Origin of the sequence: uncultured Marinobacter sp., assembly GCF_963974375.1 — a bacterium.
Taxonomy (GTDB): Bacteria; Pseudomonadota; Gammaproteobacteria; order Pseudomonadales; family Oleiphilaceae; genus Marinobacter.
Genome location: NZ_CAXBDN010000128.1, coordinates 1 through 11606 on the forward strand (window position 1 = coordinate 1; position 11606 = coordinate 11606).

At 58.7% G+C, this 11606-nt stretch carries 10 protein-coding genes and 1 pseudogene; 8 read left to right on the top strand and 3 right to left on the bottom strand.

All coding sequences use genetic code 11. From position 1 onward, the window contains the following. The 3 genes from AAC035_RS11905 to AAC035_RS11915 all read left to right on the top strand — a co-directional run. The coding region (locus AAC035_RS11905) for an alkaline phosphatase PhoX (protein WP_339804362.1) at nucleotides 1–1382 on the top strand (1382 nt) is incomplete at its 5' end. Between the two features lie 165 nt (nucleotides 1383–1547). After that, nucleotides 1548–3182 (top strand): methyl-accepting chemotaxis protein, encoded by a 1635-nt coding sequence (locus AAC035_RS11910; protein WP_339804365.1) that lies wholly within the window; start codon nucleotides 1548–1550, stop codon nucleotides 3180–3182. 125 nt (nucleotides 3183–3307) lie between these two features. Continuing rightward, the gene (locus AAC035_RS11915) at nucleotides 3308–3670 is read left to right on the top strand and encodes a hypothetical protein (RefSeq protein WP_339804370.1); all 363 of its coding nucleotides are present in this window, start codon (nucleotides 3308–3310) and stop codon (nucleotides 3668–3670) included. A gap of 20 nt (nucleotides 3671–3690) precedes the next feature. On the opposite strand, the gene AAC035_RS11920 is transcribed toward AAC035_RS11915, so the two are convergent. Further along, complete coding sequence (locus tag AAC035_RS11920; protein ID WP_339804373.1) at nucleotides 3691–5019, bottom strand: MFS transporter; 1329 nt, start codon at nucleotides 5017–5019, stop codon at nucleotides 3691–3693. A gap of 86 nt (nucleotides 5020–5105) precedes the next feature. On the opposite strand from AAC035_RS11920, the gene rlmJ reads away from it, so the two are divergent. Then, nucleotides 5106–5936: a 23S rRNA (adenine(2030)-N(6))-methyltransferase RlmJ gene (gene rlmJ, locus AAC035_RS11925; RefSeq protein ID WP_339804375.1), complete on the top strand. Its 831-nt coding sequence runs from the start codon at nucleotides 5106–5108 to the stop codon at nucleotides 5934–5936. Here the strand turns inward: rlmJ and dctP are convergent. Together dctP and AAC035_RS11935 are read right to left on the bottom strand one after the other, a co-directional pair. Further along, entirely contained in the window at nucleotides 5908–6972 is a 1065-nt protein-coding gene (dctP, locus tag AAC035_RS11930) for a TRAP transporter substrate-binding protein DctP (RefSeq protein WP_339804378.1), read from the bottom strand. The two genes, rlmJ and dctP, sit on opposite strands and share 29 nt — an antisense overlap. 259 nt (nucleotides 6973–7231) lie before the next feature. Then, nucleotides 7232–7603: a DUF4168 domain-containing protein gene (locus AAC035_RS11935; protein WP_339804381.1), complete on the bottom strand. Its 372-nt coding sequence runs from the start codon at nucleotides 7601–7603 to the stop codon at nucleotides 7232–7234. Between the two features lie 287 nt (nucleotides 7604–7890). Here AAC035_RS11935 and AAC035_RS11940 point away from each other — a divergent pair, with 287 nt between their 5' ends. From AAC035_RS11940 to AAC035_RS11955, 4 genes and pseudogenes are all read left to right on the top strand, one after another. After that, a complete protein-coding gene (locus AAC035_RS11940) occupies nucleotides 7891–9408 on the top strand; it encodes a HAMP domain-containing sensor histidine kinase (RefSeq protein ID WP_339804383.1) in 1518 nt (505 codons plus the stop codon). Continuing rightward, nucleotides 9401–10789: a sigma-54 dependent transcriptional regulator gene (locus AAC035_RS11945; protein WP_339804386.1), complete on the top strand. Its 1389-nt coding sequence runs from the start codon at nucleotides 9401–9403 to the stop codon at nucleotides 10787–10789. Before AAC035_RS11940 ends, AAC035_RS11945 begins: the two co-directional genes overlap by 8 nt. Beyond that, nucleotides 10786–11073, top strand: coding sequence for a GIY-YIG nuclease family protein (locus AAC035_RS11950; protein WP_339804388.1), 288 nt, complete (start codon nucleotides 10786–10788; stop codon nucleotides 11071–11073). Before AAC035_RS11945 ends, AAC035_RS11950 begins: the two co-directional genes overlap by 4 nt. A gap of 196 nt (nucleotides 11074–11269) precedes the next feature. Beyond that, nucleotides 11270–11606 (top strand): annotated as a pseudogene (locus tag AAC035_RS11955) (alpha/beta hydrolase); the annotation flags it as partial.

Consider the following 11606-nt stretch of genomic DNA (forward strand, 5'->3'; position numbering starts at 1 on the left):
GTACTGACCTGGTTCGCACCCGTTACAGCACTGATGGTACCCGCACCCGGGGTACCATCAACAACTGTGCCCACGGTGTCACTCCCTGGAATACCTATCTGACCTGTGAAGAAAACTGGGCCGGCTATTTCGTCAACAAGGGCGTGCGGAATAAAGAGCAGCAGCGTTATGGCGTTCGTACCACCAATGGTCGCTACTCCTGGGAACTGGCGGACTCCGGTGCTGATGAATACATCCGGTTTGATGTCACTGCAGGTGCAGGCGCTGCTACTGACGACTACCGCAACGAAGCCAATACCTTTGGCTGGATCGTGGAAGTGGATCCTTTCAATCCTGAGAGCGTTCCACAGAAACGGACGGCGCTGGGACGTTTTGCCCATGAAGGCATTATTTTCCACGAAGCCATCGAAGGCGAGCCGGTGGTTGCCTATTCTGGTGATGACTCGCGCTTCGAATACGTGTACAAGTTTGTGTCCAGTCAGCCGTACTACAGCTCTTCAGCCGGCGGTTATCTGCTGAACGAAGGAACGCTTTACGCCGGTAAGTTCAACGAAGACGGCTCCGGTGAATGGCTGCCGTTGTCTATGGATGACGCGGAATTTATTGCAAAAATGAATGCAGCGGTGGGAACCACCGTTGGTGACATCAGCTTCGATGCAGCGTTCGCCGATCAGGCGGAGCTTCTGATGAACGCCCGTCTCGCGGCGGATATTGCCGGCGCTACCAAGATGGACCGTCCGGAGTGGGGTGCTATCAATCCCAGAAACCGCGACGTCTATTTCGCCCTGACCAACAATACCAGTCGCGGAGAGGACGAAACGGACGCCCCCAACCCCCGTGCCAACAGCATTACCGGCCACATCATTCGCTGGACTGAGACAGACAGTGACCCCAAGTCTGAAACCTTTGCCTGGGACATCTTTGTGATGGCCGGTAACGCAGAAGGCCTGACCGCTGATGGCTTTGAAAAGGAAGAGGGCAAGAATCTGGTCACCGGTGAAACCCTGACTGAAGACGCCACCTTTGCGGCTCCGGACGGACTCTGGTTTGACCAGAACGGTACCCTCTGGATCCAGACCGACATGAGTGGTTCACTGCTGCGAGGCGAGGGCAATGCGGGTAACTTCGGCAACAACATGATGCTGGCGGCTGACCCGGAAAGCGGCGAAATCAAGCGCTTCCTGACCGGCCCAACGCAATGTGAGGTTACCGGTGTTGTGAGCACACCAGATGGCAAGACCATGTTTGTAAACATCCAGCACCCGGGTGATACATCCACGGTTGGTAACTTTACCAGCAACTGGCCGGAAGGTGGCAACAGCCGCCCACGTTCCTCAACGGTTGTGATCACCAAGGATGATGGCGGCCTGATCGGCAGCTGATCGTCCTGAAAGAAGTGTAAAAGGCGCTCTTCGGAGCGCCTTTTTGCGTTATCTGGACTGAATTAATCTCCCCATGAACTAAAGTCGGAGTTATCGGAACCGATATTTCTAATATGCTTTGGAGGTTCGTCGAAATCCCATAACAATAATCAGGGTGGAAAACCCATGTTGCTTTCCATGTTCTTCTCTTCCGTTCGTACTGGTGTCCTGTTGCTGTTCCTTATGGTGCCAGCGGTGTTTTTGGCGTGGGCGGGCTGGCAGGGGCTGGCTCTGGGCTGGTTTCTTGGTGCTGCCGTGGTCATGCTGGCCGGCTGGCTGTTGCTGCTTCAGCCAATGAATCGGGCCTTCAGCAGTCTGGCTGGTGTGCTCGATAGCCCTGAGCCGTCGGTAGAGGCCATTGTCGCTGCTGTAACGGTGCGCCTTTCCTCGTTTCAGGACCTTACCGGTACCCTGTCCGCCACTGCGGATGACAACGCCATTTCCACCGCCGAAGTGTCCTGGGCGGCGGACCAGCTGAAGCTGCGTCTGGACCGTCAGGTGGAAGCGACCCGGGACATCGCCCGTTACACGGGGCAGGTGACAGAGAGAGTCCGGGAATGCGCCCGTCAGGCAACGGATGCGGCCGAACTGGCTCGCCATGCCAGTGCTCTGAGTGCCAGTGGTCGCGAGGCACTTGCCACGGCGATTGCTGAAATACGGCAGGCCCACGAGCAGTCAGCAGAGAATCTGGTGCTGATCCGCGCGCTGAGCAAACAGTCCGACCGTATTCAGTCAGTGACGTCGGTGATTGACGAAATCGCCGGACAGACCAACCTGCTGGCCCTGAACGCTGCCATAGAGGCCGCCCGCGCCGGTGACCAGGGGCGGGGCTTCGCGGTGGTGGCCGACGAGGTGCGGGAACTGGCCGGTCGTACCTCCCGCGCGACCGGTGAGGTGGCGGGTATGCTGGATGAAATTCGCACTTCCACCGGACAGATCATGGCTGGAATAGAACAGCTGGCAGAAACCGTGGACCAGGGTCTCGGTTCGGTGGAAACCATTGCCGAACGACTGGCTGAAATTCGCTCCGGGGCGGATGGTCTGGAGCAGCAGGTGGTCAGCATTGCCGTCAATGATCAGCAGAACGAGCAGAATCTGGGTCAGGTGCTGCAGAGCATTGAAACCCTGCGTGATGAAATGACCGAAAGTGACCAGAGCGTGGGTGCGCTGGCGGGTGAGGCCGCACGGTTAATGACCCTGGCAGAAACTGCCAATGCGGCCCTGGCACTGCACAGTAAGGACAGCTACCACCGGTTCTTTTACGATCAGGCCCGCCAGACGGCGATGGCCATAGGCCGGTGTTTCGAGGAAGCTCTGGTAAAGGGCGAGGTTACGCTGGATCAGCTGTTCGACCGAACCCGACAACCCGTACCCGGCACCCAGCCCCCGAAATATCGCAGTGGATTTGACCAGTTTACCGATCGGGTACTGCCACCGCTGCAGGAACCGGTCGTAGACTCCCACACAAATGTGGTCTTTGCCATTGCCACTGCACCGGACGGCTATGTGCCCACTCATAATCGGGCGTTTGCCCATGAACCGACCGGGGACCCCGCAAAAGATCTGCTGCGCAGTCGCAGCAAACGCCTGTTCAATGACCGTACCGGTGCCCGTTGCGGCAGCCATACCGACCCAATGCTGTTGCAGACTTACCGTCGTGATACCGGAGAAATCATGCACGATCTTTCTGTGCCGGTGTACGTTAAGGGTCGTCACTGGGGCGGTCTGCGGATAGGGTACAAGCCCGATGCCCGGGGCTGATCAGCATTTCGTATGTGGGTTGCCCAGGGTGTCTGTCCGGGGGGATTAGAGGGCGCAGTGGCCCGGGTAGATGATGAGGGCCCAGGCCCTTATACTGAGCCCATACATAATTCAGGAGGTAGCCTGTGCCCGAGCCGGAATTTATCCCCGCGGATCCCGATAATGAAGCCCGCCGAAGTGACCCCGCCCGCAACCTGGCCGTAGCGGTCTATATTCTGCAGGGTCTCGCCCTGTTTATTGGCGGTTTGTCGGCACTGGCGGGTGTGGTTATCAACTACGTCAAGCTGGACGACGTTCGTAACACCTGGATTGAGGCCCATTTTCGCTGGCAGATCCGGACTTTCTGGCTGGCCCTCGCCTGGACCGTGGTGGGGATCATCACGCTGTTTATTCTGGTGGGCTGGTTTATCCTGCTGGGCACCGCCATCTGGTTTATTTATCGGGTGGTCCGTGGGGCGCTGGCACTCAATGACGGGCGTGCGCCCTGACCGGGTGCTAGCCGGGCTTCCTAACCCGGCAGCTCCAGTTCTTTCATTTTCAGGGCACTGACGGTGCCCGCCAGACCCATAAGTCCCAGCACCAGAATCACGGCCCCATCAGAAATCAGTGAGACCAGGGCTGTCAGGGCCCCGGTTGCCAGCAGCAACACGCCTATGACCGTATTGCTGACCGCCGTGTAATCGGTGCGCTTGTTACCTCCCGCCATATCCACCAGATAGGTCTTGCGGCCCAGGCGAACGCCGGCGTGAGCAATGCTCAGTACGAAAAACGCAACCGGGTAGAACCACAGGCCGCCGAAACCCGAGCCCGCCACAAAGGTTGCGATGGCGACCACCAGGCAGGTGATGCTGGCAATGGCGGCACCACGAATCATCACCCGGCGGCTGGAACGGTCAGCCATCCAGCCCCAGACACTGGCACTGATGGAGCTGGCGAGACTGCTGGCCAGCAGGAAAAAGCCCAGCGTCCAGCTGCTGTCGGCCTCTTTCTGAGCCAGCACCACGAGGTAAGGCGCGGCAAGGGCGGAGCAGAGCAGCAAGGCCCGGGTAACCACAAAGTGTCGGAAAGGCGGATCATCCCGTAGCAGCGACAAACTTTTTACCGCTTCCCGGATGGCGTTCCCACCCCCGCTGGTTTCGCCCTGTTGCTCTACAACCGAGGCAAACAGAACCCCGGCGATGACCCAAAGCGCCGCAGCCAGCAGCAACAGCAGCGTGTAGAACAGCATTGACGGGTCACCCTGATCCCGGAACAGAACCAGGGTAATGACTGCGGTCGCGCTGCCGCCCAGGGTGGTGGCCAGCCCCGACAGGCGGCCGCGCCGCCCTTTGGGAATGGTTTTACCCTGGACGTCTTTCATGGCCACGGAGCAGAACCCTCTGGCGAGAGAAAAGACAACCAGTGCGGCAACAATACCGCCGCCGGCGGCATAGCCCTCAAGAAACCAGACACTGGCGGCCATGGCCATCACGCTGATGGCCTGACCAAAGCTGCCGCCGGCCCAGAACCATTTACGCACCGGTTTACGGCGCATCCAGGCGCCAATAGCCAGTTGCGGAATCATCGAGCCGGATTCCCGGATCGGCACCAGCCAGGCCACCAGTGCCGGCGCGCCAACCGCCGCCAGCAACCACGCCAGCACGGTTTTGGGACTGACCAGAAGGTCCCCCAGCTTGGTCAGCACGTTACTGAACAGGATCAGGAAAAAGTTACGGGGGATTTCGTGACAGGCTTCATCGGGCAGGTCGGTGCAGACCCGCGCGTCCTCTTCATTGGCGATCAGGCTGTAAAGCTGGTCGGCCGGTGAAGCCTGGGTTGCGGAATCATTCCGGGACAAAGCCGTCTCCTTCAGGACAAAACAGGGGAGAGCAGGCTAACATACCCTGAACCGCCCACATGTTGAATCAACCAGCAGGAAATTTTGTGCTCAGCTACCTACACAGCTTCCACGCCGGCAACTTTGCCGATCTTCAGAAACACGCCGCCCTGACCCTGTGTCTTGAAATGATGCAGGAAAAATCCTCCGGTATAGCGGTTTTTGACACGCATGCTGGCAGTGGGCTGTACGATCTGACGTCAGAGAGAGCCCGCAAGACCGCCGAGGCCGATGCCGGCATTCAGCGAGTTTGGGCTGCCCGAAGCGAGCTGGAGCCCGACTGGCGTCCGATGCTGGAGGTGCTGGAGTCGCTGAATCCGGGCGCTGACCAGTTACGCCAATACCCGGGATCCCCGGAGTGGTTACGGCGGCATCTGCGCTCCCAGGACAGTCAGACCGTGTTTGAACTGCACCCCTCTGAAAGTGACCAGCTCAGGGAATGGGCCGGCCCGGGTATTGTCAGGGTGCTGCGGGAGGACGGGCTGAAAGGATTGCTGAAACAATTGCCGCCGCCCCAGCCAAGATTGCTGGTATTGGTAGACCCCTCCTGGGAGGTCAAGACCGACTATCAGGAGGTGCCGGCAACACTGGCCAAGGCCTGGAAAAAATGTCGTCACGGCGTGTTTATTGTCTGGTATCCGATACTCACCAGTCATGCCCATGAACCGATGCTGTCTGCGCTGGCGCAAAGTGGCGTGCGCAAGGTGCTGGCCAGTGAGTTGATGCTGGACAGCCCGCCCGGGCGGGGCATGGTGGGCTCTGGTCTGCTGTTGGTTAATCCGCCCTGGGGCTTTGCTGAACGGTTCCAGGTTCTGATGGATCAGGTGGCGCTGACCCTGGAGGCAACTCTCAGTCAGCGCTGGCTGGTTCCGGAGTAAGCGCCGGTTCGTCACGGGTGAGCAGGTCCAGTATTTGCTGACCATTGGCGCCGGTCTGGTTCAGATAGATTTCCCGTACCGGCAGGCTCAGGGTGCGAAACCGGTTGCGCTCCTCGTCGGTCAGGTCGACGATCCGTATGCGGCCACTTTTCTTCAGCTGATCAAGACGTTCGGCATTGTATTGCTGCTGTTTTTCCTCAACGTAGGGCCTCAGTCCGTCACGAACCTGGGCGATCCATTGCTGGTGTTGTTCAGGTAGCTGCTGATACCAGGAAGGGCTGGTCACCAGGGTGGTGACGAACCGGGCCGCCCGGGGCTGGATCATCACTTCCTGCAGTTCGTAAAATTTCATCTCCAGAATCGAGAACACCGGATTGGTCTGGCCGTCAATCTGCTTCAGTTGCAGACCGGCATAGACCTCGGAGTAGGGCATGGCCACAGGTTCTGCGCCATAGGCCCGGAAGATATCCGTCATGATCGGCGAGGTCATGGTGCGCAGTCGCAGGCCGGTAAAATCCTCCGGCGTGCGCAAGGGTTTATTGGCAGTCCACGCCATCCATCCCTCATTGAAGATATCCAGCAGTTGCAGTTCCCGGGCCTGAAACGGTTCGGCCAGCATCCCCCGCAACTCTTCACTGGCCAGCCTGCTGTTGGCGCTTTGTTCGTCGTCCGGAAGCACAAAGTGCAGGTTGAAAACCCCGGTTTCAGGAATGGTGGCGGCGAGATGCCCCGGTGACGCAAATGCCATATGTACGCGTCCATCGCGCACCAGCTGCGTCAGCTGTGGCGAGCTACCGATGGAACCATAGGGATAGATTTCCACCTGCACGGCACCGTCAGAGATCTCATGAATGCGGGAGCGAAACTCCTGAGCGTAAGCGTCCTGCACACTGCCACCGATTTCCTCAAGGGCAAATCGCCAGATGGTCGGTTCGGTACCCTTGCCCGTAGCGATGGGGCTGCTGTCACTGCAGCCACTCAGTATAAAAGCAGCAACAATGGTGATCATTGTTATGGGCAGGTGGCGAAACATCATCAGCTGCAGTTCCTTTCCGTCCTATCGGTTATTCCGGTGATCGCCGAGACTTGATGCGGGCGGCCTGATCCGCAATCTCGGGCAAAATCGTAACTGTAAGGCTGTTATCTTAGTTCAGAGTGAGGCAAATCTGTATCGGATCTCAGGGTTTGTGGCGAACAGTGGAGCGATGTTTCCAGCCTGACAAAAAAGCCCCGCAGGGCGGGGCTTGAAACGACTTCTGTACTCAGTCGTAATCGTCAGGGATCCAAAGTGGGTTTTACATCAGGGAATCAACCTTTTCGCGAACATCGGGCTCGCTGTTGTAGGCGGTGGCAATGGCGTTGTAGGTCGGAATGTCGAGACCGGCCTCGTCGATGACTGTCACCATCTCGTCGTTGGCTTCCATCTGCAGTTCCTGGGCTTTCTCCTGGGAATCCGCTGCTTCGATCTTGGCCATGTACTCATCACGAATGTCGTTGATGCCGGACTGGGCTTCAACGAACTGACGCAGCTCTGCATCGTCAAAATTGGTCTGCTGCTGGCTCGCTGCCGGATTGGTCTGGCCGCCACTTTGCTGGGCCTGGGCGAGGGCTGGAGCACCTGCAAGCAGGGCGAGAGAGATAGTGGCTGAAGTCAGAAACTTTTTCATAACGTCTCCTTGATCGTTCGATTGGTTTACTGCTTTTGAATGAGAGAGTCTTTGTGTGGCCCTGTCCCAGAGTCAGGGAGCGAGGTCAGTAGACTCGTCATCGAAGCCATCGGGCTATCGGTATATGGGCTCTTACAAAGGTCGTGCCAGGTTTTAAAGTGAGGAAAAAAACAATAAAAACAAAGATATATGTTTAATTCGTGGTTACTTGTGGGCAATGTTGATTGTGGCAAAATGACACATGTGGCAGCATTGTGTGACACATTTGCAGAGGTTGGAGTCAGGCAATGCCGGCAGTTCTGAAAAACGCAGGCAGGGTGTTCCGTTCGCTGCGACTGACCTTGTTGCTCAGTATTGTGGTTCCCCTGATGCTGTTGGTTGGTGGCGGGATTTTCCTCGCTGTGACGGCGGTCGAACGGAATCTGGATGAGCGCCTGAAAGAGGATCTGGAGCTGGTTGCCCGGGCAGTCAGTGGGCCACTGTCCCGTGCCCTGGCGGATGAGAACGCGATTGTCATGGACGAAACCCTGAAATCCATTTTCCGTATTGGCCGGGTTTACGGAGCATCGGTATTTGACGATCAGGGTCTGCAGGTTGCCAGTCTCGGGGTGGCAGACTCTACGGTTGAGACCAGTCGCAGTGCCAATCAGGTTATTGAGAGCGGAGAACTGGGAGGTGCCTTCCGGCGGGTTGAGGGCGTGCAGGTGTTCTCCCAGTTTACCCCGCTGGTGGCGGATGACGGGCGCATTCACGGCTTGCTTCAGGTGACCCGCAAGCGCAGTGACTTTCATGCACTGGTGGCCTCGGCCCGAATCTGGGCAGTGGCCATCTGGTGCGGCCTGTCGGTGCTGGTCATTCTGGTGGTTGTACTTGGCCACTATGGTGCGGTGGGTCGCCATGTGGCGCGACTGCTGGATGTGATGGCCGGTATGGCGCCGGGCTACTGGCGAATCACACAAAACGCCAGTGGCCCGGAAGAGCTGCGCAGGCTGCACGCCGGTTTGCAGAACCTTGGTCTGCGCATGGCTCAGGCCGAGCAGGAAATTGATGATCGGCTGCAGCGGGAGCGTGAGCTGGCGCAACAGCTGGAGTATCAGGAAAAGGTTGCGATGATTGGCCGTGTGGCCGGTGGTGTCGCCCATGAGTTGGGCGCGCCGCTGAACGTCATTCAGGGGCGCGCCGGTATCCTGCAGCGCACCGGCGTGGCACCGGATCAGCAGCGCCACCTGGATGATATTCAGCACCAGGTCCAGCGCATGACCAGAATTATCGAGCAGTTGCTGGAGTGTTTCCGCCATGTGCCGGATGCACGCCGTCCGGTCAATGGGAGGTTACTGATAGAAGACATTGTGGCCGGACTCGCCGACGATCCGAAGGTTGGTGACATCACGGTCTCGCTGACAGCCGGTGACGCTCCTGTCTGGGTCAATGCTGAACCCACCCGCTTCGAACTGGCCTGTCTGAATGTGATCCGCAATGCCTGTCAGGCTGCCGGCCGACAGGTTGATGTGCGCTTCGACGCGGTTGACGATTATTGGCGGTTGCGGGTAGACGACGATGGTCCCGGCATCGATGAGGCTTTGCGCATCAGAATTTTTGAGCCTTTCTACAGCACCCGGCCGGCAGGTGAGGGTACCGGTCTGGGCCTGGCGATGGTCAAAAGTGTCATCAAGGAGCATCAGGGATATCTGGAAGTGTCCGATAGTCCTTATGGCGGTTGCCGTATTGACCTGTACTGGCCAATGGCCGCCACACCGGAGCAGACCAACCCCGACAGCATCCCGCAAGGAGAGGCCGGTGAGTAATTCAGGTTATGTACTATTGGTAGAAGACGACGCCAGCCTGCGCAGTCTTTTGCAGGAAGAGCTGGCACTGGACGGTCATCGCGTGATGGTGGCGTCCAGTGCCTCTGAAGGCATGGCGATGGTGCTTCAGCAGTCACCGGATCTGGTGGTTTCCGACTTGCGCCTGCCGGATGGTGACGGGCTGCAGGTGTTGCGGCGCATGCAGGCAGAGGGGCGCACCGTGCCCTTCATTGTGATCACCGCTTTCGGCACGGTCGATCAGGCGGTGGATGCCCTGCAGGCCGGAGCTGATGACTTCCTGACCAAACCATTGTCCACCGATCATCTGCGCCTGAAGGTCAAACGACTCCTGGCCCATGCCGCGCTGAGTGATGAGCTGGCCCGCTATCGCAGCCAGTCGAACAATCCGGAGACGCTGGGATTGATGGGCGAGAGTCCCGCGATGGACAGGCTTCGGCAGGAAATCCGACAAGTGGCCCGCAGCGATGCTGCGGTACTGATCAACGGCGAGAGTGGCACCGGCAAGGAGCTGGTGGCCCACGCCATCCATAATGAGAGCGATCGTCGGGACGGACCCTTTATTCCGGTCAACTGTGCCGGTATTCCGCCGGAGCTGATGGAAAGCGAGTTCTTTGGTCACGAGGCCGGTGCCTTCACCGGCGCCCGCCAGACCCGCAAGGGGCTGTTTGCCGAGGCCAGTGGCGGGACCCTGCTGCTGGACGAAATCGGTGAGATGCCCCTCGCCCTGCAGGCAAAACTGTTGCGGGTGCTGCAGGAGGGCAAGGTGAAGCCGGTCGGTGCCGAGCGGGAAGAGGCCGTCGATGTCAGGATTCTGGCGGCAACCCACGTTCACCTGGCGGACGCTGTGGGCCGCAATGAGTTCCGCGAAGATCTCTATTACCGCCTGGAAACCCTGATGCTGTCGGTACCACCCCTGCGCCAGCGCGATGACGACATTGAGCTGTTGGCGATGCACTTTCTGCGACAGTCGGCGGATCGTCATGGCCGTGGCTTCCTGCGGCTGGGAGACAGCGCGCGCCAGGCACTGATGGATTATCCGTTCCCGGGCAATGTGCGGGAGCTGGCCAGCGCCATTGAGCGTGCGGTGACTTTCTGTGATGGCGACACGGTGCAGCCGGAGCACCTGCCGGACCGCATTCGCAAGCGGCAGCTGGATGCTGCCAGCAACACTGCGGCGGTCAATCCGGAACAGCCAGGGGCAGGGCTGTCTGAATGGCCAACGCTGGAGGTGCTGCAACGGGACTATGTGGCAAAAGTGATGACGGCGGTGGAAGGCAACAAGAGGCGGGCAGCCCAGGTGCTGGGGATCAATCGGCGGACGCTCTATCGCTGGCTGGAAAGCGAGGAGAAAGAGCGGTGACACGCTGGTATGTCTATCTGATCCGCACTGCCGGCGGCAGTCTCTACACCGGCATAACCACGGATGTAGCACGACGCTTTTCTGAACATCAGGCCAGTGGCCCTCGCTGTGCCCGCAGCCTCCGGGGCAAGGGGCCACTGGTGATGGTGTTCAGTTCACCGGTTGGCGATCGGTCAGCGGCCCTGAGCCTGGAGTGGAAGATTAAACGCTGGCCCCGGCAGCGCAAGGAGGCACTGATTCGGGGGGATATTGCGATTGACGTACCTGAGATTGACCCATCGTAGTTGTTTTTTCTGCAGTAACTGGGGGATCGCTTCTCCCGCATGGATCAGCAACCGGAGCAGTGGCTTATCTTTGCCTGATTTTTACCCATCATTCTCATACGGCGCCCTGGGCCCTGTGGTATTCTGCACTCACTAAAAAAAGGCCTGCCAGATTGGCCGTTTCCATTCGTATTCCGGAACAGGCGTTCGCAATTTCGTGTACTGGAAAAAAGACAAGATAGGTGTGCCCGAGTGGAAAAGTGATTCCCTCCGGGAGGCTCTGCCCGCGTTTGATCCGGACCAGGATCTGCAGATGGGATCGGAAATGTCCGCTTACTGCCGGTTCTATGGTCTGGATTTATGGGTGGAGTACCCGGATGTGCGGTACCGACCCGGGCTGATTGACGCCGGCGGACACCAGGTGGCACTGCATTATTACCGGCATCCCGGTGATGCAACCGTCAGGGGAACCGTGCTTGTTCTGCATGGTTACTTCGATCATGTGGGCCTGTTCAGCCAGCTTATCGAGCGTTGCCTCGGCGCCGGTTACGACG